Origin of the sequence: Pedobacter ginsengiterrae, from assembly GCF_039537385.1 — a bacterium.
In the GTDB taxonomy this organism is placed as follows: Bacteria; Bacteroidota; Bacteroidia; order Sphingobacteriales; family Sphingobacteriaceae; genus Pedobacter; species Pedobacter ginsengiterrae.
In genome coordinates this window covers 242,550-265,737 of record NZ_BAABAK010000010.1, presented here as the reverse complement: position 1 = coordinate 265,737, position 23,188 = coordinate 242,550, and the positions used below count along the sequence as shown (strand labels likewise).

Annotated in this window: 23 protein-coding genes and 2 tRNA genes; 9 read left to right on the top strand and 16 right to left on the bottom strand. The window is 34.7% G+C overall.

Annotation, left to right across the window (positions count from 1 at the left end):
* The first annotated feature begins 130 nt into the window (after positions 1-130).
* Both ABD692_RS10695 and ABD692_RS10690 read left to right on the top strand, forming a co-directional pair.
* A complete protein-coding gene (locus ABD692_RS10695; RefSeq protein WP_316756159.1) occupies positions 131-1,594 on the top strand; it encodes an amino acid permease in 1,464 nt (487 codons plus the stop codon).
* Positions 1,595-1,788: 194 nt separating this feature from the next.
* Positions 1,789-1,953, top strand: a complete 165-nt coding sequence (locus tag ABD692_RS10690; RefSeq protein ID WP_344766823.1) for a hypothetical protein — start codon at positions 1,789-1,791, stop codon at positions 1,951-1,953.
* Positions 1,954-1,965: 12 nt separating this feature from the next.
* Here ABD692_RS10690 and ABD692_RS10685 read toward each other — a convergent pair whose 3' ends face one another.
* The 6 genes from ABD692_RS10685 to recO form a co-directional block, all read right to left on the bottom strand.
* A complete protein-coding gene (locus ABD692_RS10685) occupies positions 1,966-2,862 on the bottom strand; it encodes an NAD(P)/FAD-dependent oxidoreductase (protein ID WP_344766821.1) in 897 nt (298 codons plus the stop codon).
* Between the two features lie 57 nt (positions 2,863-2,919).
* Positions 2,920-3,564 carry a class I SAM-dependent methyltransferase gene (locus tag ABD692_RS10680; RefSeq protein WP_344766819.1) on the bottom strand — a complete coding sequence of 215 codons (645 nt, stop codon included), beginning with the start codon at positions 3,562-3,564 and terminating at the stop codon, positions 2,920-2,922.
* Positions 3,565-3,621: 57 nt separating this feature from the next.
* Positions 3,622-4,533: a UbiA prenyltransferase family protein gene (locus ABD692_RS10675; RefSeq protein ID WP_344766817.1), complete on the bottom strand. Its 912-nt coding sequence runs from the start codon at positions 4,531-4,533 to the stop codon at positions 3,622-3,624.
* A 122-nt stretch (positions 4,534-4,655) separates the two neighbouring features.
* Positions 4,656-4,730, bottom strand: a tRNA-Val gene (locus ABD692_RS10670).
* Positions 4,731-4,775: 45 nt separating this feature from the next.
* Positions 4,776-4,850 (bottom strand) — tRNA-Val (locus ABD692_RS10665).
* Between the two features lie 63 nt (positions 4,851-4,913).
* Positions 4,914-5,639: a DNA repair protein RecO gene (recO, locus tag ABD692_RS10660; protein ID WP_344766815.1), complete on the bottom strand. Its 726-nt coding sequence runs from the start codon at positions 5,637-5,639 to the stop codon at positions 4,914-4,916.
* Positions 5,640-5,762: 123 nt separating this feature from the next.
* Here recO and ABD692_RS10655 point away from each other — a divergent pair, with 123 nt between their 5' ends.
* On the top strand, positions 5,763-8,114 hold the full coding sequence (locus tag ABD692_RS10655; protein ID WP_344766813.1) for an efflux RND transporter permease subunit: 2,352 nt from the start codon (positions 5,763-5,765) through the stop codon (positions 8,112-8,114).
* Positions 8,115-8,928: 814 nt separating this feature from the next.
* Here ABD692_RS10655 and ABD692_RS10650 read toward each other — a convergent pair.
* Together ABD692_RS10650 and ABD692_RS10645 are read right to left on the bottom strand one after the other, a co-directional pair.
* Complete coding sequence (locus ABD692_RS10650; protein WP_316756145.1) at positions 8,929-9,978, bottom strand: TerC/Alx family metal homeostasis membrane protein; 1,050 nt, start codon at positions 9,976-9,978, stop codon at positions 8,929-8,931.
* Positions 9,979-10,950, bottom strand: a complete 972-nt coding sequence (locus ABD692_RS10645; protein ID WP_316756143.1) for a polyprenyl synthetase family protein — start codon at positions 10,948-10,950, stop codon at positions 9,979-9,981. It lies immediately after the preceding gene.
* A gap of 336 nt (positions 10,951-11,286) precedes the next feature.
* On the opposite strand from ABD692_RS10645, the gene ABD692_RS10640 reads away from it, so the two are divergent.
* From ABD692_RS10640 to ABD692_RS10630, 3 genes are read left to right on the top strand one after another with little or no spacing between them, the layout of a single operon-like run.
* On the top strand, positions 11,287-11,799 hold the full coding sequence (locus tag ABD692_RS10640; protein ID WP_344766811.1) for a DinB family protein: 513 nt from the start codon (positions 11,287-11,289) through the stop codon (positions 11,797-11,799).
* A 16-nt stretch (positions 11,800-11,815) separates the two neighbouring features.
* On the top strand, positions 11,816-12,808 hold the full coding sequence (locus ABD692_RS10635; protein WP_344766809.1) for an alpha/beta hydrolase: 993 nt from the start codon (positions 11,816-11,818) through the stop codon (positions 12,806-12,808).
* 1 nt (position 12,809) lies between these two features.
* Positions 12,810-13,253 carry a PH domain-containing protein gene (locus tag ABD692_RS10630; RefSeq protein WP_344766807.1) on the top strand — a complete coding sequence of 148 codons (444 nt, stop codon included), beginning with the start codon at positions 12,810-12,812 and terminating at the stop codon, positions 13,251-13,253.
* On the opposite strand, the gene ABD692_RS10625 is transcribed toward ABD692_RS10630, so the two are convergent.
* The 6 genes from ABD692_RS10625 to ABD692_RS10600 all read right to left on the bottom strand — a co-directional run bounded on the left by ABD692_RS10625 (position 13,250) and on the right by ABD692_RS10600 (position 20,026).
* Positions 13,250-14,218 (bottom strand): YpdA family putative bacillithiol disulfide reductase, encoded by a 969-nt coding sequence (locus tag ABD692_RS10625; RefSeq protein ID WP_344766805.1) that lies wholly within the window; start codon positions 14,216-14,218, stop codon positions 13,250-13,252. The two genes, ABD692_RS10630 and ABD692_RS10625, sit on opposite strands and share 4 nt — an antisense overlap.
* A 102-nt stretch (positions 14,219-14,320) precedes the next feature.
* Positions 14,321-15,733, bottom strand: a complete 1,413-nt coding sequence (locus tag ABD692_RS10620; protein ID WP_344766803.1) for an MBL fold metallo-hydrolase — start codon at positions 15,731-15,733, stop codon at positions 14,321-14,323.
* Positions 15,734-15,850: 117 nt separating this feature from the next.
* Positions 15,851-16,867, bottom strand: coding sequence for an asparaginase (locus tag ABD692_RS10615; protein WP_344766801.1), 1,017 nt, complete (start codon positions 16,865-16,867; stop codon positions 15,851-15,853).
* Positions 16,868-17,027: 160 nt separating this feature from the next.
* The gene (locus ABD692_RS10610; RefSeq protein ID WP_344766799.1) at positions 17,028-17,795 is read right to left on the bottom strand and encodes a TatD family hydrolase; all 768 of its coding nucleotides are present in this window, start codon (positions 17,793-17,795) and stop codon (positions 17,028-17,030) included.
* A 115-nt stretch (positions 17,796-17,910) separates the two neighbouring features.
* Positions 17,911-18,909, bottom strand: a complete 999-nt coding sequence (locus ABD692_RS10605) for an FKBP-type peptidyl-prolyl cis-trans isomerase (RefSeq protein WP_316756127.1) — start codon at positions 18,907-18,909, stop codon at positions 17,911-17,913.
* Between the two features lie 106 nt (positions 18,910-19,015).
* Entirely contained in the window at positions 19,016-20,026 is a 1,011-nt protein-coding gene (locus ABD692_RS10600) for a DHH family phosphoesterase (RefSeq protein ID WP_344766796.1), read from the bottom strand.
* A 192-nt stretch (positions 20,027-20,218) separates the two neighbouring features.
* Here ABD692_RS10600 and ABD692_RS10595 point away from each other — a divergent pair, with 192 nt between their 5' ends.
* The 3 genes from ABD692_RS10595 (at position 20,219) to ABD692_RS10585 (ending at position 21,704) form a co-directional block, all read left to right on the top strand.
* Positions 20,219-20,638 carry a nucleoside-diphosphate kinase gene (locus tag ABD692_RS10595; RefSeq protein WP_188416819.1) on the top strand — a complete coding sequence of 140 codons (420 nt, stop codon included), beginning with the start codon at positions 20,219-20,221 and terminating at the stop codon, positions 20,636-20,638.
* Between the two features lie 103 nt (positions 20,639-20,741).
* Positions 20,742-21,467, top strand: a complete 726-nt coding sequence (bamJ, locus tag ABD692_RS10590) for a BamJ family beta-barrel-assembly machinery protein (protein WP_344766792.1) — start codon at positions 20,742-20,744, stop codon at positions 21,465-21,467.
* 57 nt (positions 21,468-21,524) lie between these two features.
* On the top strand, positions 21,525-21,704 hold the full coding sequence (locus tag ABD692_RS10585) for a hypothetical protein (RefSeq protein ID WP_316756121.1): 180 nt from the start codon (positions 21,525-21,527) through the stop codon (positions 21,702-21,704).
* Between the two features lie 58 nt (positions 21,705-21,762).
* Here the strand turns inward: ABD692_RS10585 and ABD692_RS10580 are convergent, their stop codons facing one another.
* Both ABD692_RS10580 and recF read right to left on the bottom strand, forming a co-directional pair.
* Complete coding sequence (locus tag ABD692_RS10580) at positions 21,763-22,053, bottom strand: DciA family protein (RefSeq protein WP_316756118.1); 291 nt, start codon at positions 22,051-22,053, stop codon at positions 21,763-21,765.
* A complete protein-coding gene (gene recF / locus ABD692_RS10575; RefSeq protein WP_344766791.1) occupies positions 22,046-23,149 on the bottom strand; it encodes a DNA replication/repair protein RecF in 1,104 nt (367 codons plus the stop codon). Before recF ends, ABD692_RS10580 begins: the two co-directional genes overlap by 8 nt.
* Between the last annotated feature and the right edge of the window lie 39 nt (positions 23,150-23,188).

The window sequence follows — 23,188 nt, the reverse complement described above, 5'->3', positions numbered from 1 at the left end:
TCTTCAGGCCATCAAAGTATTACTACACAATATTCAGTTTAATTTAATTACTCCTATTTAAAAACAAATAACTACAAACGCGATAGATTTAATATATTTTCATAATTTTGCAGCTCTATAACTTTTTTTCATGAAAAAATCTATTGCCAGCATTGTTGCAGAGGCAAACCAAAGTGGCGAAGGCACCTTAAAAAGAACCTTAGGACCAATCAATTTAATATTAATAGGCGTTGGTTTAACCCTTGGCGCTGGCTTATTCTCTATAACAGGTTTGGCAGCTGCTAATCATTCTGGCCCTGCAGTAACACTTTCCTTTGTTATTGCAGCATTAGGTTGTGGTTTTGCAGCCTTGTGTTATGCGGAATTTGCTTCGATGATTCCTGTTGCAGGTAGTGCATATACTTATTCTTATGCTACAATGGGCGAGCTTTTCGCCTGGATTATTGGCTGGGATTTAGTGTTAGAATATTCTGTTGGTTGCGCAACCGTTGCCATCAGCTGGTCGCAATATTTAACGAGGTTTTTGGCTAGTTTAGGTATTTACCTTCCTCCGCAATTAACCTTATCCCCCTTCGAAACCGCTAAACTTGCCGACGGAACTACCGTAAATGGAATTGTAAATATTCCAGCGGCGTTGGTGGTGGTTTTAATGACCGCAATTTTAATACGTGGCACAAAAGGATCGGCTATTGTTAATGGTATTATTGTATTTTTAAAAGTTGGCGTTGTGTTGCTTTTCATTGCATTAGGCTGGCAATATATAGATCCTGCAAATTATCACCCATATATTCCTCAAAATACTGGCGAGTTTGGCCATTTTGGCTGGAGTGGTGTTCTACGTGGTGCGGGCTTGGTATTTTTTGTATTCATTGGTTTCGATGCTGTTGCAGCATCTGCGCAGGAAACTAAAAACCCCGCAAGAGATTTACCAATCGGTATTATTGGTTCTTTGGTTGTTTGTACGGTTTTATTTGGTTTATTCGGCCATGTTATGACAGGCTTGGCTAATTATAAAGAATTTGCAAATAGTGGTGCTCCAGTAGCAATCGCAATCGAAAAAACACCTTACGCCTGGTTAAGTCAGGCAATTATTTTAGCCATATTAATTGGCTATACATCAGTAATTCTAATCGATTTAATGGCGCAATCCAGAATGTTTTACTCGATAAGTAAGGATGGCTTATTGCCGAAAATGTTTTCAGATGTACATTCGAAATTTAAAACCCCCTATAAATCGAATATTATTCTTTGCTTATTTATTGGTTTATTTGCAGCATTTGTACCCATGAATGTTGTAGGAGAAATGACAAGCATCGGTACATTACTTGCCTTTTTAATGGTTTGTGTAGGCATTCTGATTCTGAGAAAAACCGATCCTGATGCAAAGCGTCCTTTCAAGGTTCCTTTGGTACCATTAATCCCGATTTTAGGAATTATTACTTGTGTTGTAATGATGGTTTTCCTGCCATGGGAAACCTGGTTAAGACTTGCAGTTTGGCTAATAATTGGTTTAGCAATTTACTTTTGGTACGGTAAAAAGAACAGTAAGCTAAGTTTAAACTCAAAACAGAATAACGACTCAACAAGCTTATAACCAACCACATAAAAACCAATCTGTGTAATTTTCAGTACATACTGATTATCAAATAGATGGGTTTAAACCTTATTTACAACTAGATAAATATCAATTATTTAACATAAAAACATAAGTTATCCACAATTTAACATCCTGCTACTTTTTTGGCTTGGGATTTGCCTTGGTTTTATCAACCTATAAAACATTTCCCTATGATTATTAAATTAGACACCTCCGTTTTTAGAATCGCAAGACCTAGAACAGAAAACAAAGAAAAAACAATTGTTCCCTTAACTAAAGAACAATGGATTAAGGCTGATAGAATTGTTATTATCTCCATGTTTATTGCAACTATTGCAGGTGCAATACTTTTTTAATCAGTTGCTCAATCAAAAATCTTCCGAAATCATTGCCCTATTCATCATAACAGCAGCCATTGTACCTGATGCTGTTACTACTGATAGACCTCTGGCTGGTGAAATACAATCGCCTGCAGCATAAATACCTTTGGCTGTTGTTTCGTATTGCTCATTAATTACGATTAAACCACTGTCGTTAAGTTCATAATTTAAGTCGATGTACAATTCCGCATGTTGTTTCATTTCTGGCCTTGCATAAACGGCTTTCAATGGCAAATGCTTTCCACTTTTAAAAATTACCTTTTGTAATAAGCCATTATGGTGTTGAAATTCCAGGATTTCATCTTCAATTATGTTAATCGATTTTGATTGCAGTTTTTCTCTTTGTTCATCGTTAAATTGCGAAATACCGTTGGTCAATACGGTTAAATCTTTATTCCAATGATACAGATTTTTAGCCATTTCAAAAGCCATATCTCCATTCATCATTAACCCAATGTTCTCATCCCGAACTTCATAACCGTGGCAATACGGACAATGAATAACTGAAATTGCCCAACAATCGGCAAAGCCTTTTAGATCTGGCATTACATCTTTTAAACCTGTTGAAATCAGAACTTTTCTTGAGGTAAATTTTTCTCCATTTTCCGTTTCAATTAATACACCATTTTCTAAATGCTTTGCAGAGATAACAAAATCATTTAAAAATTCAACCGTTGGATATTTTAGAACCTCAGCTTTTGCCTTTGTTGCGATATTTGAAGGCACATCGCCATCATGCGTTAGAAAGTTATGCGAATGTGGTGTTTGAGCGTTACAAGGCTTACCTGAATCAATAATTAGCACCTTTCGCATCGAACGACCTAGAGCCAATCCAGCTGATAAACCTGCGTAGCTGCCACCAATAATAATTACATCGAAATCCATAATCGTATCTTTTGATACAAAATTATAAATTCAATCTACAAACGCAATGTAGTTGCATTAAATATTTGTCATATTATTTTTAATAAACACAGAAGCTTTAATAAAACCCGCATAGTAAAATCGCTCTTCAACTACTTGATATTGTTCTGCTACAAAATAAGGCTTTACATCGATTAGGTTTGTGGCCTCTACTATGCCTAACATTTTAAAAAACACGTACATCGATTTTAAAACAAGCCACTTCCACCATTTACCTTTATTCGTATTTAAGGAGAAATCGACCAGTAACCATTTGCCATTTTGTTTTAAAAGGTTATTTAGTTTTGAAAACACAACTCCTATTCTTTGTTCAGAAAAGTTATCAAATAAAAAGGGTGTTAGGATGACATCAAAAATTAGGTTGGTTTCAAAAGCTTCAATACCAATATTTACAAACTCAACTTCATTACCTCCGTAGTTTCGAGCCTTAGAAAGTGTCAGCATTTTTGCAGAAATTTCTACGTAGATAATTTTAATGCCTGATGGATGAAGCTTAACAATTTCTTCTAAAATCCACCCTGTACCACCACCAACAATTAAGACAGAACTATCCTTAGGGATGTTATGTAACTGATTGATTTGCGCATTAACCTGCGATTTAAAAAACACCAATCGACTTAAGGTATCATACTGATTGGCTATTTTATCGTAGTTGTTGATCAAACTTTTGGGATTAAAAAATTAAGATTTTGCTTGTACCGAATTAAAATTCACTAAAAGTTATTTCACAAATTGCATACCTATTATTCCGCAAATCGCTTTAAATAATATCAAGCCATCGATTACCATTAAATAATATAGGATGTTTTTTCTTTTATGCATAGAATAGGCAACATAAATAGTAAAAATGAATGGTAGTACATTGAAAAAAACCTGCCAAATACCAAAGCCTTTAAAATAGGCAAAAACACCAAGCGAGGCCAATCCGATTACTAATAATGGAATCAGAACATTGAAAATTGTTCGTCGTAACCCATAACGCACTACAAAAGTTCTCAAGTGTTTATTCGCATCTGTCGGGTAATCTTTGATATCGAAAATAATGGCATTAACAGTGCAAAACATCCAGTTTTTAATAAACAACCAAGTCCACAAAACTGAATCGTGGTAACCAATTCCTGTTTCAATTTTGAGCATTATTAAAGGCAAAACATTTGCACAGCAAGCCCAAACGAAGCCAATAACAAAGGCCTTAAACCAACCCGTGTTTCTTAAATTAAATTTAAGGAATGATTTGGGGAGCAAACCATAATATAGCCCTCCTGCAATAACGATCACGATAATCGCAATCCAATAGCTTAATGGCAATTCTAAAATATTACGAAAGTTTTGATACAATAAATTTAGCGCAAGCAGCATACAAACAACGAAGAGAATAGTCTGGCTCCAGTTTATAAATTGTTTGTGCTTAAAATACCACTGGTTTCTTGGATTGGTTGCCGAAGGTGCTACGGAAACCTTATTGTACGCATACGTGTAGTAAATTGTTGGGGCTAGAAATAATAAAAGGAAATAATTAATTGAATTATAAGGCAGGCGCAGTTGTTGTGTAGCCTCGAGCGTTAAGGCAACGGATAAAATTCCAACAAAGTAATTTCCAAAGAAAATAAACCGAATAATTTTATTCAACATTTAGGGTAAATTATTTTCTGATTGCCAATTTCGGATATTAAACCGAATATATGCCTAGAAGTTTATATTTTAAAAATCAGCGCATAAAAAAAGCCTCTCATTTTAAAATGAAAGGCTTGATGTGGGAAATGAGGGGTTCGAACCCCCGACCCCCTCGGTGTAAACGAGGTGCTCTGAACCAGCTGAGCTAATTTCCCATTTGGGTATTGTATTAAAATCTTCTCAAATCCTTGAAAAGTGTGTGGGAAATGAGGGGTTCGAACCCCCGACCCCCTCGGTGTAAACGAGGTGCTCTGAACCAGCTGAGCTAATTTCCCTTTCCTTTTGGGAATGCAAATATAGTGCTATATTATTGTTTCGCAAATCTTTTTTATTTTTTTTCAGCTTAGCAATGTTTCTAAGATTTTATGGGATTGAACTTCGCCAAAGGAGGCTGTATGTAAGGTATAGAAAACCAATATCTTATCTAACAAAAATCGCCTTTGGGTGTTACTCATTTTTATTTCAGAAATTTTTTCAAGCGTTGTATTAAATAAATAAATAAAGCTTAATGCGTCTTCTAGCTGAAGATAATTTGCATGAATAGGCACTTTGGAAACAAATGCTCCTTCTTGTAAATCGAAATAAATTTGGTCTGTTCTTCTTTTTTCGTTTGGCGAAAAACCTAAAAAACGGGTTAATTTTAAGAGGAAAGATAAATGAAAGTTCGGATTAATTTCCTCACTCTCATCAAACCAGGCTATTGAATTAAAAATGTAGTCAAATAAACTTTCATCGGCCGATTGCTGACGGATGCTTTTATAAAGCACTTCATTAAGAAAAATTACAATACTTGTTTTAACTATATCGTAAGGAATAGTTTTGAAAACAGGCGTTTGCCTAACTTCTGAAACCCGTTGAATACTTGTATTTGCTTTGTGATAAACCACCATATCCAATAGATGCAGCGATTGAAGCATGTTCATCTTAATCTTCGCTTTAGGCTTTTTCACACCGTTAATTAGATAAGATTGCATACCGAATTTATCGGTTAAAACCTGAACAATTACACTGCTTTCGCTGTAATTTGTAGTTTTTAAAACAATACCTCTAACCTTGTGCAACATTCGATTAAAACAATTTTTTCAAAAGTATGTTATTTGTGCAAATTTAATTGCGCAAAAAGTCATTCTGATTTATAAATAAGATTAGTTTTGCCGTTATCATTATAATTTAAAACTAGACTACACATGTGGGTAAAGCTATCGAGGTTTATTCTTCAGAACCGTATTGCTATAATCGTTTTCTTCGTACTCGGCACTGTTTTTATGGCCTATCAAGCCAAAAACGTAAAACTTTCTTACACAGGCAGTAAAATCTTACCTGTTACCGATAGTGCTTTTATTGAATATAATAATTTCAAAAAAACTTTTGGTGAAGATGGAAGTGTGATGGTTGTTGGCATACAATCGCCCAATATTTTCAAAAAAGAAATCTACAACCAGTGGGTTCAGCTTTCTAACGACATCCAGAAGTTAAAAGGCATAAAAGCAGTTTTATCATCTGGTAGAATTTTTCAGTTAGAGAAAGATACTGTCGAACAAAAATTTGTATTAAAAGCGATTCCTGGAGGCTTGATAAAATCGGATGCAGAAATGGATTCGACAAAAAGCATATTGTTTAACACGCCATTTTTTGAAGGCTTGGTTTACAATAAGCAAAATGCCACTTTAATGGCTATAACTTTTGATACTAAAATTTTAAATACCGCCCAACGTAATCCTATTTTAAAAGAAATTGAGGCAAAGGCAAAAGCATTTCAAGAGAAAACCAAAATACAGGTTCACATTTCGGGCCTGCCTTATATACGCACTGCGGTAAGTAAATTGGTAAGCAACGAGTTTGTATTATTCCTGGGCTTATCAATTCTTGTTTCAGCACTCATTTTACTAATATTCTTCAAAAAGTTTTATGCGGTTTTCTTCCCGATTTTAGTGGTGATTATGGGTGTAATCTGGAGTATTGGAACTTTAGTTTTATTTGGATTTGAGTTAACCATATTAACGGGATTGATACCACCGCTTATTGTAATTATCGGCATTCCTAATAGTATATTGCTTTTAAATAAGTATCAAAATGAATTAAGAAAGGATGGAGATAAACAGCGTGCTTTAAGTGTAACAATTGAGCGAATTGCCATTACTACCTTAATTGCAAACATAACCGCAGCCATTGGCTTCGGCGTTTTATACTTTACGGGAAGTGAATTATTAATGCAATTTGGTAGTGTTGCATCTATTAATGTAATGATTACCTGGTTAATGTGCTTATGTTTAATTCCTATTATTTTCAGCTACTTACCTGCTCCAAAACTAAAAGCGCAAACTCATGTTGAAGAGGGATTTTTACACAAACTATTGGTTAAAACAGATAAGTTGGTTCAACAAAAAAGCAGCTTAATTTATATTGGAACAATCGTTATTTCTATTATCGCCTTTATTGGCGTTATGAAAATTAATGTAAATGGTTATGTGGTTGATGACTTACCTAAAAATTCTGAAATTCTAACGGATTTAAAATTCTTTGAAAAGAACTTTGAAGGGATTTTGCCTTTAGAAGTAAGCGTTGACACAAAGAAAAAGAATGGCGTTTTTAATCTTACCAATTTGAAAAGAATGGAAAAAATGGAAACGATGATTTCTGCTTATCCAGAGTTTTCGCGTTCGATTTCGGTTAATATGGGCTTAAAATATGCTACACAAGCTTTCTATAACAACGATTCTACTTTTTTTCGTTTACCAGATAACATGGAAAAAAACTTTATCCTGGCCTATATAGCAAGCGGTGGAAAAGGCAATGCAAGTTTGTTAACCAACTTTGTTAGTAAAGGCAACCAAAGTACTAGAATTAGCTTCCAGATGGCAGATGTTGGCTCAAAACGCTTAGATGCAATAATGGCTGAACTTAAACCACGCATCGATAGTATTTTACCTCCAGATAAATTTGATGTAGAGTTAACGGGCTCGAGTGTAATCTTTTCGAAAGGAACTGATTATATGCTGAAACATTTATTCGAAAGTATTGGCTTAGCAATTGTTTTGATTTCTCTGTTACGTTTAGCACAGTTTAAAAGCTTAGGTATCATGTTTATCTCTCTGTTACCAAACATTGTTCCTTTAATTATTACAGCTGGAATTATGGGTTATTTCGATATTTCATTAAAACCATCTACCATTTTAATTTTCACTATTGCTTTTGGTTTGGCCTCCGATCAAACCATATATTTCTTAACGCGTTATCAGCAGGAATTGAATTTAACTAATTTTACTGTTCCTAAGGTTATTACCGATACAATTACAGAAACGGGCGTGAGCATGACCCACATCGCCTTAATTCTATTCTTTGGTTTTGGAATTTTCACTGCTTCTACCTTTGGTGGAACAGTTGTTTTGGGTCTCCTTCTTTCAATTACGCTATTCGTGGCACTAGTTTTCAATTTAACATTACTGCCTGCTTTGGTTTTGTGGTTAGATAAAAAGAAAGTTAGAAAATTTGTTTCTGCAGAAGATACAGCTAAGCACTTAAAAGAATTTGATCATTAATAAGTTAAGCCGTTCTAGATTCGCAACCATAAAAATTTAAAGAGATAATTACTTCGAGCTTAAATTAAACTTATGTTCTTAGATGGTGAAATAACTCAAGCATTAAGGAATTAAGGCTTCCAGCTTAAATAAATCTTACAATTCTTAGATGGTGAATTATTTCAAACATTAAGGAATTAAGAAAATTAAGACTTCCAGATTAAATTAAACTTATGTTTCTTGATGGTAAAAATACCTTAAATATTAAGAAAATATAAAGCCACAAGCTTAGATGAGCCTTGTATACTTAGATGGTGAAAAAAATATATTAACCGTTAAGGAATTAATAAAAATAAGGCTTCCAGATTAAATTAAACTTATGTTTCTTGATGGTAAAAATATCTTAAATATTAAAAAAATATAAAGCCACAAGCTTAGATGAACCTTATATATTTAGATGGTGAATTATTAACCATTAAGGAATTAAGAAAATTAAGGCTTCCAGATTAAATTAAACTTATGTTTCTTGATGGTGGAAATATCTTAAATATTAAGAAAATATAAAGCCACAAGCTTAGATGAACCTTATATACTTAGATGGTGAATTATTAACCATTAAGGAATTAAGAAAATTAAGGCTTCCAGATTAAATTAAACTAATAATTCTTAGATGGTAAAAGAATATCTTAACCATTAAGGAATTAAGAAAATATAAGGTTATCAGCGTAAATAAACCTTGCAATTCTTATATGGTAAAAATATATTAACCATTAAGGAATTAAGAAATATAAGCTATCAGATTAAATTAACCGTATGTTTCTTAGATGGTTAAAAATTATTTGTGCGCTACCTTCTTCGGGAAAACCAGCGATGCCACTACACTAATTACCAGAATACTTAGAATAACAATTAACGAATGTTCTGTGGTAAAACCCCATTTCTCCAAGTAATCGTGGGCGAGCATTTTAACTCCAATAAATGCTAATAAAAAGGCTAAGCCTGTTTTCAGATAATGAAATTTATGGATAATATTTACCAGTAGAAAGAACATAGAACGCAGTCCCATAATCGCAAAAATATTCGAAAAGAAAACAATATATGGATCTTTGGTTACGGCAAAAATTGCTGGAATAGAATCGACAGCGAAAAGCAAATCGGTAAATTCTACAATTAAAAGCACCAGGAATAATGGGGTAACGAATGTTTTGTGATTAATTTTTACAAAGAAATTTTTACCCTCATACTTCGGATGAATGGCAAATATTTTCGAGGCCCATTTTACCACAGGGTGATTTTGAGGATCTATTTTGTCGTCTTCCTCTTTACTGAAAAACATTCTAACTCCTGTAAAAACTAAGAAAGCGCCAAAAACATAAAGTATCCAGGCGAACTTTGTTATTAATGCTGCCCCAATGAAAATGAATATAAAACGCATAATAATTGCGCCCAAAATACCCCAAAACAATACTCGGTGATAATATTTCTCCTCTACCGCAAAAGCCGTAAAAATTAAAACGATTACGAAAATATTATCTACAGAAAGTGCATATTCTATCACATAACCAGTCAGGAATTCTAGTCCAAGATTTTGCCTGTAGATGGCCAAACTACCGTCAAAATCATCAGGAATAAGCTTTATTCGATGTTGGTGTTTGGCTACAATCTCCTTTAGGTGTGCAAAATCTGTTATTCCATGTAATTGGTGACCTTCAGTAAGCAAAATAAAGTAAAATCCGATTGCAAGCACAATCATAATTAAACTCATTATTCCAGCCTGTTTTAAGCTTACAACATGTTCCTTCCGACTAAAAAGACCTAAATCTAAAGCCAGAATAAGCACAATAAATAGAAGAAAGCCTATGCTAAAAAGTAACTCGTTGCTCATTTATTTTTTACGTTCAGTTGTGTATAATACAAGTTGTTCTAAGCCAGTTCTTGCTTCACCAGTTTCAAACTCGTGTAAAATATCAAAAGCTTCCTTTTGGTATTCCTGCATTTTCTGATTGGCATAGTAAACACCTTCTTTAGCGTTTACAAAATCTATAATCTGTTGAATTTTAACTGGGTCATCCTGATGATTCTTTACCAAATTAATAATCTGCTTACGCTCTGCTTTTTCTGCCTTATTTAAAGCGTAAATTAAAGGCAAAGTAACTTTCTTCTCCTTAATATCAATACCAAGCGGTTTACCAACATCGTCAGTTCCAAAATCGAAAGTATCATCTTTAATTTGAAAAGCAATACCAACCTTTTCGCCAAACAACCGCATTTTCTCTATAGTAGCATCATCGGCACCAGCCGAAGCCGCACCTGCAGCGCAACACGAAGCAATTAAAGAAGCTGTTTTCTGCCGGATTACGTCGAAATATAAATCTTCCGAAATATCCATTTTTCTAACCTTTTCAATTTGCAACAATTCGCCCTCGCTCATTTGTTTTACCGCTTCCGATACAATTTGTAACAAACGATGTTCGTTATTGTTTACAGATAGCAATAAACCTTTTGCTAAAAGATAATCGCCAACTAAAACAGCAATTTTATTCTTCCATAAAGCATTTATTGAGAAAAATCCGCGACGCTCGTAGGCATTATCCACCACATCATCATGTACCAACGTTGCGGTGTGTAAAAGTTCTACCAAAGCAGCACCACGATGTGTCGATTCGGTAATTCCACCGCAAAGTTTTGCGGCAAAAAACACAAACATCGGGCGCATTTGCTTGCCCTTTTGTTTTACAATGTAGTGCGTAATCCTATCTAGCAACGGCGCATCGCTGTGCATAGATTCTTTAAAGGTTTTTTCAAACGCTTTAATATCGGCTGCTATAGGTTTTTTTATCTGTTCGATTCCCGGCATTAAGTCGAAAAATTTTGAATGCAAACTTAAGCTAATTTCCCATAAAAAGATAATGTATATTGCTAATAATAAGGATTTGGAAAGCTAAGGAACTACAAATTACATTCTTCAGTCCTGCGCTTCACTTTACTTCTCCCGATTAAACCTGTAAAAGCTCGAAAGCTTCAATTCAAATCATTAGGGCAGATGTTAAAAATCGGGAGTCGTGCTCGTTCCGCTCAGGTTTATAAACACAAGTTTATGCAATCCAAACCGAAAATGCAGATTTTCAAATCCATTGCAGGTTTCAGTTATTCATTAAATATTTTACCTTTAGTTAGATTAAAAAGCAGTTAAATGTCCCAAAAACTAGAAGTCTGGCAAAGAGGCCCATCGCCCGAATTTATAACTGTATTGCAACCTATTGCTCACGCATTATTGCAAGCCAGAGAAGAAATTAATGAATACATGCAGCACTTCCCTGTAGAATTACTATGGTTACGCCCGGCAAACATGGCATCTGTAGGTTTCCATCTTCAGCATTTAAGCGGTGTACTCGATAGAGTTTTCACCTATGCAAGAGCAGAAAAACTCACAGATTTTCAATTCGAACAACTATATGAAGAAGGGAAGGATTCTACTGAAGGCTATAGTATAAATGCATTGGTTGAAAGATTTAATAAACAGGTAGATTTAGCATTGCAGCAACTCAAATACACTGACGAAGCGATTTTGGGCGATTATCGTGGTATTGGAAGAGCAGGTTTACCATCAACAGTTATTGGCTTACTATTTCATGCTGCAGAACATACCATGCGCCATGTTGGGCAATTGATGGTTACCGCAGCAGTTGTAAAAGAGAAGCATTAAAAAATCAATTATCCAGATGAAAAAACGTTATAAAGTTCTGCTCGGGTTATCTGCAATTTTGGTTGCAGCTTATTTTGCTGGACCAAAGCCTAAAAAACCATTATATCTGGCCACACCTGTAAAGGTTCCCGAACTAAAAGAACTTGAAAAATATGTAGCCGAGATTGAAAGCAAGCATAAAATTAAGCCTGGCAACGAGGCAGAAATTATTTGGGCAGATTCTACACACCAGCAAACCGAATATGCAGTTGTTTATCTACATGGTTTCTCGGCTTCGAAAACAGAAGGAAACCCAGTGCATTTAAATTTGGCAAAGAAATTAAAAGCAAACTTATACCTCGCCCGCCTTGCTGATCATGGCATAGATACCATTGCACCAATGCAATATTTTACAGCCGATAGACTTTGGGAAACCAGTAAACAAGCCTATGCAATCGGAAAAAAATTAGGCAAAAAAGTAATTTTGGTTGGCACTTCTACTGGTGGAACCGTAGCCTTAAAACTTGCAGCAACTTATCCACAAATCAACAGCCTAATCTTACTATCGCCAAATGTTGCAATAAATGATAAAAATGCCTGGATGCTTAACGACCCATGGGGTTTGCAAATAGCCAGAAAGGTACTTGGCAGCGATGAACGAACGGTTGATGGAAGAACGCTGGAATACAAAAAATACTGGTACACCAACTACAGAATCGAATCGTTAGTAGAGTTACAAGAATTTGTAGAAACCACGATGACTAAAAGCGTTTTCGAAAGAGTAAAACAACCTGTATTAATGCTCTATTATTATAAAAACGAAACCGAACAAGATCCTGTTGTGCGTGTTGATGCCATGTTAAAAATGTTTGATGAGCTTGGAACACCAATCGAATTAAAAAAGAAAATAGCCATTCCAAATGCTGGAAATCATGTATTGGGTTCTTACTTGACTTCGAAAGATCTATCAAGTGTAGAAACGGCCATTGAAAATTTTGCGGGTAATGTTTTAAAAGTGCCAATAAAGTAATATGTTTTTTAAAAGCACAAAGAGCACCTATTTTATTGTTATCGTTTTAATTGCGGTTTTTGGGCTCTTATTTGGGTCTTTTTATCAGCTTTTTGCTAGAAATGATTTAATGGTAATAATTCCATTTCAGCTAATATGTTGGGCTTGCATTATTCTCTTAGTTTGGATTTATTTTAAAACCTATTACCAGCTTACTTCTGAATATTTATTTTATAGAACAGGCCCTATAGCTGGAAAAATAAAAATAGATCGCATTTCTGAGATTATAACTGGAAAGATTGCTTTTGCAAATTTTAAACCCGCAACAGGTATTAATGGATTAATTTTAAAATATAATCGTTGGGATGAGATTTACATTTCACCCGAAAACAATGACAAATTTATAGAAGAGCTATTAAAACTGAATAAAAATATTTTGATTACCGATTTAAGTAAGAAAGTTTAAACAACAATATCCCCTATAATCATCTCTGCATGAACCCTCGAATTTTCGATAAAAAGCTTGTGCGTATCTAAACCACCGCAAACTACACCAGCCAGATACAAACCTTTAACATTTGTTTCCATGGTTTCTTCATTGTAAACTGGGCACAGGCTTTCGGGCAAATCGATTCCAAATTTACGAAGCATAGAAAAATCGGGTTGATAACCCGTCATAGCAATAACAAAATCGTTGGCAATGGTTTTTAAACCTTCAGGAGTTTTTATATCAATTTCATTCTCTCTAATTTCTACTAATTCAGAATTGAAAAGAGCTGCAACTTCACCTTCTTTAATTCGATTTTGAATATCAGGACGAACCCAATATTTTACATGCGGACCAAGCTCTCCACTACGCACAACCATAGTTACATTTGCACCCTTACGGTAAGTTTCGAGTGCAGCATCTACACCAGAATTATTTGCTCCAGCCACAACTACATTTTGAAATGCATATAAGTGCGGGTCTTTATAATAATGCGTAACTTTAGGTAAGTCTTCACCAGGTATATTCATTAATAATGGGACATCGTAAAAGCCAGTTGAAACAATTACATTGTTTGCCGTATAATTTGTTTTTGATGTATGAATTTCAAAAACTTCATCATCATTTTTAACTACCTGCTTTACTGTTTCAAAAAGATGAATATTCAAATCGAACTTCTCAGCAACACGACGATAGTATTCAACTGCTTCGTTTCTATTTGGTTTAGGATTAATCGTTACAAATGGCACACCACCAATCTCCAGCTTTTGAGAAGTGGAGAAGAAAGTCATGAAAACGGGGTAATTAAATAAACTATTTACGAGCGCACCTTTCTCTACAATTACGTAACTTAAGTTAGCCTTTTTCGCTTCAATAGCACAAGCCATACCAATTGGACCAGCGCCAATAATAAGGATATCGTAATGATTTTGAGTTTGTGACATATTGTTTTGTTTACCAGCTTAGACCTTTAAATTAACAGGTGAACATTGATTAGTTTAATATAACTACCTCTAAAAAATCTTGGAGGGTGAAAACCAACTTGATTAGCCTTTCATTGCTTTACTAGGGCAAGCAAAACCTGTTCTTTTTAAGTTTGTATTTTTTATAGCGCCATAACCACCTGCAACATCGATTACGCTTTCTACCCCACGAGATTTTAAAATCGAAGCTGCAATCATAGATCGATATCCGCCAGCACAATGAATATAATAAGTAGATTTATTATCGATCTCATTCGTCCAATCGTTTATAAAGTCTAGAGGACGACTTAGGGTAAACTCTAGATGTTCGGATTCATACTCGCCAGGCTTACGCACATCAAGCGCTATAATTTCACCCGAATTTGAAGCAATTTCAAATTCATCTGCAGAAATAGATTCAATGGTATCAATTTCTTTTCCAGCTTCCGTCCATCTTTCAAAACCACCATCCAGATATCCAATTGTACTATCGTAACCAACACGAGTTAAGCGTGTAATGGTTTCTTCTTCTTTGCCTTCATCGGTAATTAATAAAATCGGCTGCTGCAAATCGGTAATTAATGCACCAACCCAAGGCGCAAACTGCCCGTTTAAACCAATATTTATAGCATTTGGAATAAATCCTTTAGCAAAAACCTGTGGGTCGCGTGTGTCTAACATTATGGCTCCTGTTTGGTTAGCCAAATCTTCAAAAGCCTGAGGCGTTAAAGCATTTAATCCCTTTTCGTAAACGTCATCAATACTTTCTACTCCACCTTTGTTAATCGCTGCATTTTTTGCAAAATACTGTGGCGGAGGCATAATACCATCCGTAACTTCTTCAATAAATTGCGCTTTAGTTGTTGCCTTTAAGGCGTAGTTAACTTGTTTCTGATGACCTAAAGAATCAAAAGTTTCTTTACTCATGCTTTTGCCGCAAGCCGAACCAGCACCATGCGCTGGGTAAACAATTACATCATCGGCCAAAGGTTTAATTTTTTCATTTAACGAGTCGAAAAGCATTCCTGCCAAATCTTCCATTGTTAAATTGCCTTTTTGTGCTAAATCTGGCCGACCTACGTCACCAATAAAAAGTGTATCGCCACTGAAAATGCAATGATCCTTTCCATTTTCATCAGTTAACAAATAAGTTGTAGATTCTAGCGTATGACCAGGCGTATGCAAAGCCGTGATTGTAATATTTCCGATTTGAAATTGCTCGCCATCTTTGGCTACATAAGACTTGAATTCAGTTTTCGCCGTAGGACCGTAAATAATTTCGGCACCAGATTTTTCGGCTAGATCTACATGCCCTGAAACGAAATCAGCATGAAAATGAGTTTCAAAAATATATTTAATGGTTGCACCAGCTTTTTCTGCTTTCTTTAAATAAGTTCCAACCTCTCTAAGCGGATCAATAATTGCAGCTTCGCCATTACTTTCGATGTAATATGCAGCTTCTGCTAAACAACCCGTATATATTTGTTCTATTTTCATGTTATCTCCTTTCCGTCATGCTGAAATAAATTCAGTATGACGACTATGCTTATCGACAAAAATAGAGCTTATTACTTATAACCGAAATGATGAGGGTCATAATTGCAGAAGTTTTACTTAATTAGTTAATTCGCCACGCAATGATTGCTCCATTAACTTCTTACTTTCATCGATCGGTAAACCTAAACCCATTACAAACATAAGTTTGGTTACTGTTGCTTCGAAAGTTAAATCGAAACCACTTAAAATACCCATTTGCTGTAATTCACGGCTTGTTTCGTACCTACCTAACTGAACAGAGCCTTTCTTACATTGAGAAATATCGACAATAATCTTATTGTTATCTAACGCATGTTGCAAGCTATCTAAAAACCATTGTGCCGTTGTAGTGTTCCCCGAGCCAAAAGTTTCGAGAATAATGGCATCTACTTTAGATTCAGTTATGGCTTGTACTGCCTGTAATGTAATTCCAGGATATAGTTTTAAAACTCCAATATTAGAATTAAAATTAGTGCGCAAAATTAACTTTTCTGTTGGCGCATTTAAAATATAATTACTGTGAAACTGTAGATGAACGCCTGCTTCTGCTAACAAAGGATAGTTTGGAGAACGAAAGGCCTCAAATTTTTCTATATTATATTTTATAGAGCGATTACCCCTAAATAACTGAGCATCGAAATAAATACAAACCTCAGGCACTAAAGCTTTGCCCTTCTCTTTGGTTGCGGCTATTTCCAACGCAGTAATTAAATTTTCCTTTGCATCTGTTCTAATTTCGCCTATTGGTAACTGAGAGCCTGTTAAAACTACGGGCTTGCTTAGGTTTTCTAACATAAAACTTAAAGCAGAGGCCGTAAAAGCCATTGTATCTGATCCATGAAGAATTACAAATCCATCGTATAAATCATAATTTGTATGAATAAGTTCGGCCAATGTTTTCCAAATTTCGGGATCCATGTTGGATGAATCCAAAACTGGACTAAAAGAATGAACATCCAAATGATAATTTAAACGATTTAATTCAGGAACATTTTCTTTAATCTGTTCGAAATTAAAGGGAATTAACATTCCGTTATCTGGGTCGTTTATCATACCGATGGTTCCACCAGTATAAATTATAAGAATTTTGTTCATTTGGTTTGGTAAGGGTTGCTCACCGCAAAGAAAGCAAAAAATTACAAATGATTAGATAATATTTATAAAATCACAATAAACAATCCCATAAATCAATTATCATTAACAATAACATAATTTATGAGAGCTTTATTTATCAATAACGTAAAATATATATGTTTTAAACCCCGAAAATTTTCCTTGAATTTTCTGTTGTTACATTCGCAATCTCTTCAACTGTGCAACCATAAATATCGGCGAGTTTTTGAGCTACGTAAATCAAATAGCTGCTTTCGTTAGGCTTTCCTCTAAAAGGAACAGGCGCTAAATAGGGTGAATCGGTTTCTAAAACTAAATCAGCCAAAGGAATTTGAGCTAAAACAGCATCTAACCCCGATTTTTTGTAGGTTACGACTCCTCCAATACCCAAATAGAAATTCAAATCTATGGCTTGCTTTGCCTGTTGTTCGTTTCCTGTAAAACAATGAAAAATACCTCTAAGTTTTTCATCCCGCTCACTTTCTAAAACTTCAAAAACTTCATTAAAGGCTTCTCTGCAATGAATAACTATTGGTAAGCCCATTGTTTTGGCCCAGTTTATTTGCGTGCGGAAAGCGTCTTGCTGAATTTCCAACGTCGTTTTATCCCAATATAAATCAATACCAATTTCACCGATTGCATAAATTTTTCTATCCGATATGCTTTTGTAAATTGTATCCAATTGAGCAATGTAATCTTCCTTAACATCGCATGGATGCAAACCCGCCATAGCAAAACAATTTTCAGGATATTTGCTTACCAAATCATCAATCATTGCAATTGATTTTACATCTACATTGGGCAAGAATAAACGATTTACATTATTCTCAAAACAGCGTTCCATTAACTGGGCTTGTTTTTCTGCATCTTGCTCGTAATATAAATGCGTGTGTGTATCGGTAAAAATCATGGTGCAAAGTTAAGGATTAAGCCGAAAGCGAAAAACTTAAAATTTAAAGTTTAGCCAAAAGAAAAGCCCTGAGATCTTAAAAATCTCAGGGCTTTCAAATATAATTAATGTTTTATTATTGAGCTGGAGTTGCTTGAACTGGAGGCAATGTAACTGGAGCACCTACTGGTCCTTTTTTAATTGCTTTAATTTCAATATCAAAAACTAATGGAGTAAATGGATTAATTGGACCACCACCATTTTCGCCGTAACCTAATTTAGAAGGGATAATGATTTTGATTTTACCACCAACACCGATTAATTGAACACCTTCAATAAAACCTGGAGCTAACTGACCTAAAACTAACGGACGAGCTGCGTATTGAGCCATTGGTGAGTAAAGACCTGCTTCTTTCGCAATTTTCTCGTCAGATGTGTCAAATACATTGATTTTACCATTACCTTTTTTATTAGTAAACTGACCTGTGTAATCAACAAGAGCTGTATCAGTTAAAGCTGCTCTTTCAGCATTACCTGGTTTTTCGATAATGTACTGCAAACCTGAAGCTGTTGATTTAACTTCTAATTTATTATCATCAATGTATTTTTTGATTTTAGCATTTTCACCTGCTTTGTTTTTAGCAATTAATGCTTTGTATTCTGTTTCAAAGAAATCTCTTTTCTTTTTCTCGAAAGTAGAATCAGCTTCGTTAGCTACTTTATGCAAAACTTTCTCAATTTTAACCGTGAAAGTTGCATAGTTGCTTTTTAAACCAGCTGGTTTTGGTTGACCAGAATATTTAGCCATTGAATCTAAATTCAATTTGAATGATGCGCTATCACCTTCACCTAACATTTTTAAAGCCGCAACTAAATCGCCTTTAAACATCGATTTGTTAATTGGGAAAAACGCAGGACGTTCGTTATCGTAAGTATTTACTAAAGTAGAATCTGCATTAGTAGTACCTTCAACAGTTTGAATACCATTTAATTTAACGAAATCGCCTTCTTTAATTTTTTCTTTGCCTTCGTCATTTAAGATTTTGTACTGCAAATCGCCTTCGCCTTTTTTGTAGTTGTTACAAGCAGCTAAACCTAACGTTGCTGCAAACAGAATAATAATTCCTTTTTTCATTATTGATTTGATTGTTTTTTTCTTTGTTATGAAGCTTGCTACGCAGGATTCAATATTGATTTGATTGTTTTTAATTACTATCAGGCTTGATGCCTGTTTATTTTTATTATACTATTAATTGACTTTTATAAGCTGGCAAAATTGATTTAAACTCTTCAATAACCTCAGTTAACGATTTATCGGAAGCACCACCAGCTGCGTTTCTATGCCCACCGCCATTGAAATACTTTTTACAAATTTCATTAGCAGGAAAATCGCCAGTTGATCGTAAAGATAGCTTGACCTTATCTGTTCTTTCGATAATTAATGCGGCCAAACGGATTCCATTAATAGATAAAGCATAATTTACCACACCTTCTGTATCGCCTGTTGCACTGTGGTATTTTGCAAGCTCCTCTTTAGTAACGGTAATAATTGCGGTATTGTATTCGTGAAAAACCTCTAATTTGTTGGATAAGCAATAGCCTAAGAAACGTAAACGGTCTTCACTGGCATTATCGTAAACCAATTGATGAATCTTCCAATGTTCGGCACCTGCATCAATTAAATTTGCCGCTATGCGATAAACATTAGAGGTTGCTAAAGGAAAACGGAATGATGCCGAATCGGTCATTATGCCAGTATATAAACAAGATGCAACATCTTTATTTATGCCTTTTTCATCTTCTAGTTGATTAACAATAAAATCGTAAACCAATTGGGCAGCAGCACAAGCATTAATATCCCAGTGGCGGTAATCATCAAAATCTTCAGGATCGAGGTGATGATCAATCATCACTTTCTTTGCAGAAGCTGCTCTTACCAACTCGCCTAATTCGTTAATGCGACTTAAAGTATTAAAATCCAAACAGAAAATTAATACGGCCTCATCTACAAGCTTTTCGGCCTTTTCTCTTTCTTCAGTAAAAATTACTACATCTGCGTTATTAGGCATCCAATGTAAAAATGATGGATAATCTGTAGGTGTAACCACTTTAACGTGATGACCTTTTTGAATCAGATAACTGTACAAACCCAAAGATGAACCCATTGCATCGCCATCAGGTTTATGATGCGTAGTAATTACAATTTTCTGTGGCGTAGCCAGTAAAGATTTTAGTTGTGTTAATGTAAGCATAATTTTGCGCTGCAAAGCTAAGTAAATTTAGTATTAGTTACGTTGTAATTTAATGCTTTAATTAGGTAACATATTAAGAACACATAAGCACTAATATTGTTATAGTTGTAATTTTTAATAGATGAGTTAATTAAACATTTTTCTTTCATCAATTAAAATGTACTTTTGCACAAAATTTGATATCAAAGCACAATGAGCACGAACAGAACTTTCACTATGATTAAGCCAGATGCAGTAGCAAACGGCCACATTGGATCTATTTTAAACGACATTACAAATGCAGGTTTTAAAATCATTGCATTAAAATATACTAAGCTAACTGAAGAAACTGCTGGTCAGTTTTACGCAGTTCATGCTGAGCGTCCTTTCTACAAAGATTTAGTTGGCTTCATGTCATCAGGACCAATTGTTGCGGCTATCTTAGAAAAAGATAACGCTATCGAAGATTTCAGAAAATTAATCGGCGCTACTAATCCAGCTGAGGCTGCAGAAGGCACAATCCGTCAGAAATATGCTAAATCAATCGACGCTAACGCGGTTCATGGTTCAGATTCTGATGAAAATGCAGAAATTGAAGGTAACTTCTTCTTCAAAGCTGACGAGCGTTTCTAAAACCTCATCACCAAAAAAAACACAATTTAAAACCTCGAATATTCGGGGTTTTATTGTTTTATAAGTTTTGTATCTTTCGCACTTTAAAAACAATTATTAACAAATGAAAAAAGTTTTCTTTACGATATTAATTTCAGGTATCGCTGTTGCATCTTTTGCACAAACTAAAAAACCCATAGCTAAAAAACCAGCTACAACAGCAAAACCTGTAGCCGCTCCCATTGCTTTAAAATCTTCGTTAGATTCTGCAAGCTATGCTTTCGGAACATCAATTGGAGCAAGTTTAAAAACAACTGGTCTTTCTACCTTAAATTACGATATTCTACTTAAAGGATTAAAAGATGCTTTTACTGGTGGCAAATTAATTTTGGATCAGCAACAAGCGCAGGAATGTATTAGCAATATTTTAACCAGTGCTAACAAAAGCAAGTTTACAGGCCAAATTGCCGAAGGAAAAACTTTTTTAGAGCAAAACAAGAAACGTGCTGGTGTACAAACTACAGCAAGTGGATTACAATATGAAGTTTTAACTGCAGGAACAGGCGTTAAACCAACTGCAACAGATTCAGTATTAGTAAACTATAAAGGCACTTTATTAAGTGGCAAACAATTCGACAGTTCTTACGACCGAGGCGAACCAATTACATTTACTTTAAATCAGGTTATTAAAGGATGGACAGAAGGTGTGCAACTTATGCCAGCAGGTTCCAAATATAAATTCTTTGTGCCTTATACTTTAGCTTATGGAGAACGCGGTTACGGACCCGATATTCCGCCTTACAGTACTTTAATTTTTGAGATTGAATTATTAAAAGTTAACGGTAAATAAGCTTAAGTAAAACTTTATTTCTTTTCTGATGTTAGCTATTACAAAATTAACATCATTATGAAAAGAGCAATCCCTTTAGCACTAATTGCATTAATATGCAGCACCCTTAGCAGTTGTGAACTTGTAGGAGGTATATTTAAAGCTGGCGTTTGGTCGGGCGTTATAGTTGTAGTAGTTGTAGTTGCGCTACTAATCTGGATACTGGCAAAAGTATTTGGTGGCGGAAGTAAAGGGTAAATACTTTACTTAGCCGTAAAATTAAAGCTTGAAGGTTAAAAAAGCCTTCAAGCTTTTTTTATAAAAATACCATTTCGGTTATTACCTGGCTGCCAGCATGTGCATTCAGTTTTTGAATTATACCGTCTCTAACTAAAACCAATTCATTTTTAATTACCGAAGATTCTATCCTGATAAATAACTTTTTATCGTGAATGTAAATTTGCTTGGTACGATTGGCAATTGCGGTGCCCATTATTTCTGGCCAAATGGCAAGAATAGAAGTTTCGTCGAATTTACGGCGCAAACGATACACATCGAGCATTTTGCTGACTGCATCTTTCATGGTTAAATCATTAGGTTTACGCATTTTGTATTTGTCCGTTATCTACTTCAAACAAAGTTACATCAACTTCTATCTTTTTAAAAATTGATTTTACCCGCTCTATTCCAGTATCAGTAATAAATATTTGCCCAAAATCGTGATGAGAAACCATTTGCATAAGCTTCTGAACACGGTTATCATCAAGCTTATCAAAAATATCATCGAGCAAAAGCAAAGGTTTGAATCCTTTATTTTTAGCCAGGTAAGCATATTGAGCTAATTTTAATGCAATTAAAAAAGATTTCTGCTGGCCTTGTGAACCAAACTTTTTTAAAGGCATTTGGCTAATTACAAAAGCAAGCTCATCTTTATGTATGCCAGTTGTTGTTCTTTCTAAAACCCTATCCTTTTCAACCGATTTTTGAAGAAGTTCTTCAAAAGACTTTTCGCTTAACTGAGATTGGTAGTTTAATTCAACCGTTTCTTTATTATCAGTAAGGTAGGTATAATACTGGTTAAAGAGCGGAATAAATTCATCCATAAAAGCTTTTCGCGTAGCAAAAATTTTGTTGCCAGCAAAAACCAACTGCTCATTAAGAATCTCGAGTAAAGTTGGATCGTACTTTCTGGTAATAGCTATTTGCTTAAGTAAAGCATTTCGGTTAGCCAGAATTCGGTTATAGGTAATCAACTGATCCAGATAATGAGAATCGGTTTGCGAAATCACGTTATCAATAAATTTCCTACGCTCTTCGCTCCCTTCCATAATTAAATTCACATCGTAAGGCGAAACCATTACAACAGGAAATAAACCAATATGATCAGCCAATTTATCGTATTCCTTCTTATTTCGTTTAAATTGCTTTTTTTGATTACGTTTTACACCACAGCTTATTTTTTCATTTTTACTGCTCCGATCAAAATCGCCCTGAATCATAAAAACATCTTCATTCGTTTTAATCTGCTGACTATCAATCGGATTAAAATAACTTTTACAAAGGCAGAGGTAATGAATTGCATCGAGCATATTGGTTTTGCCAGAGCCATTATTACCCGTAAAAACGTTTACAGTTTCAGAAAAGCTGATTCCTGCATCGCTATAGTTTTTAAAATTGAGAAGGGTAATGTTTTTTAACCACATAAATATTGCGCAATTTACCTAATTTTTACCCTTCAAGTA

Bases quoted from the DNA above. Each gene is read 5' to 3' on its own strand.
- ABD692_RS10645 (WP_316756143.1), bottom strand. From the start codon at position 10,950: ATGCCGGGAATCGAACAGATAAAAAAACCTATAGCAGCCGATATTAAA.
- ABD692_RS10580 (WP_316756118.1), bottom strand. From the start codon at position 22,053: ATGCGTAAACCTAATGATTTAACCATGAAAGATGCAGTCAGCAAAATG.
- ABD692_RS10605 (WP_316756127.1), bottom strand. From the start codon at position 18,909: ATGAAAAAAGGAATTATTATTCTGTTTGCAGCAACGTTAGGTTTAGCT.
- ABD692_RS10635 (WP_344766809.1), top strand. From the start codon at position 11,816: ATGAAAAAACGTTATAAAGTTCTGCTCGGGTTATCTGCAATTTTGGTT.
- recO (WP_344766815.1), bottom strand. From the start codon at position 5,639: ATGTTGCACAAGGTTAGAGGTATTGTTTTAAAAACTACAAATTACAGC.
- ABD692_RS10695 (WP_316756159.1), top strand. From the start codon at position 131: ATGAAAAAATCTATTGCCAGCATTGTTGCAGAGGCAAACCAAAGTGGC.
- ABD692_RS10620 (WP_344766803.1), bottom strand. From the start codon at position 15,733: ATGAAAATAGAACAAATATATACGGGTTGTTTAGCAGAAGCTGCATAT.
- ABD692_RS10685 (WP_344766821.1), bottom strand. From the start codon at position 2,862: ATGGATTTCGATGTAATTATTATTGGTGGCAGCTACGCAGGTTTATCA.
- ABD692_RS10655 (WP_344766813.1), top strand. From the start codon at position 5,763: ATGTGGGTAAAGCTATCGAGGTTTATTCTTCAGAACCGTATTGCTATA.
- ABD692_RS10650 (WP_316756145.1), bottom strand. From the start codon at position 9,978: ATGAGCAACGAGTTACTTTTTAGCATAGGCTTTCTTCTATTTATTGTG.
- ABD692_RS10595 (WP_188416819.1), top strand. From the start codon at position 20,219: ATGAGCACGAACAGAACTTTCACTATGATTAAGCCAGATGCAGTAGCA.
- ABD692_RS10625 (WP_344766805.1), bottom strand. From the start codon at position 14,218: ATGTCACAAACTCAAAATCATTACGATATCCTTATTATTGGCGCTGGT.
- ABD692_RS10675 (WP_344766817.1), bottom strand. From the start codon at position 4,533: ATGTTGAATAAAATTATTCGGTTTATTTTCTTTGGAAATTACTTTGTT.
- bamJ (WP_344766792.1), top strand. From the start codon at position 20,742: ATGAAAAAAGTTTTCTTTACGATATTAATTTCAGGTATCGCTGTTGCA.
- ABD692_RS10600 (WP_344766796.1), bottom strand. From the start codon at position 20,026: ATGCTTACATTAACACAACTAAAATCTTTACTGGCTACGCCACAGAAA.
- ABD692_RS10615 (WP_344766801.1), bottom strand. From the start codon at position 16,867: ATGAACAAAATTCTTATAATTTATACTGGTGGAACCATCGGTATGATA.
- ABD692_RS10640 (WP_344766811.1), top strand. From the start codon at position 11,287: ATGTCCCAAAAACTAGAAGTCTGGCAAAGAGGCCCATCGCCCGAATTT.
- ABD692_RS10610 (WP_344766799.1), bottom strand. From the start codon at position 17,795: ATGATTTTTACCGATACACACACGCATTTATATTACGAGCAAGATGCA.
- ABD692_RS10690 (WP_344766823.1), top strand. From the start codon at position 1,789: ATGATTATTAAATTAGACACCTCCGTTTTTAGAATCGCAAGACCTAGA.
- ABD692_RS10630 (WP_344766807.1), top strand. From the start codon at position 12,810: ATGTTTTTTAAAAGCACAAAGAGCACCTATTTTATTGTTATCGTTTTA.
- ABD692_RS10585 (WP_316756121.1), top strand. From the start codon at position 21,525: ATGAAAAGAGCAATCCCTTTAGCACTAATTGCATTAATATGCAGCACC.
- recF (WP_344766791.1), bottom strand. From the start codon at position 23,149: ATGTGGTTAAAAAACATTACCCTTCTCAATTTTAAAAACTATAGCGAT.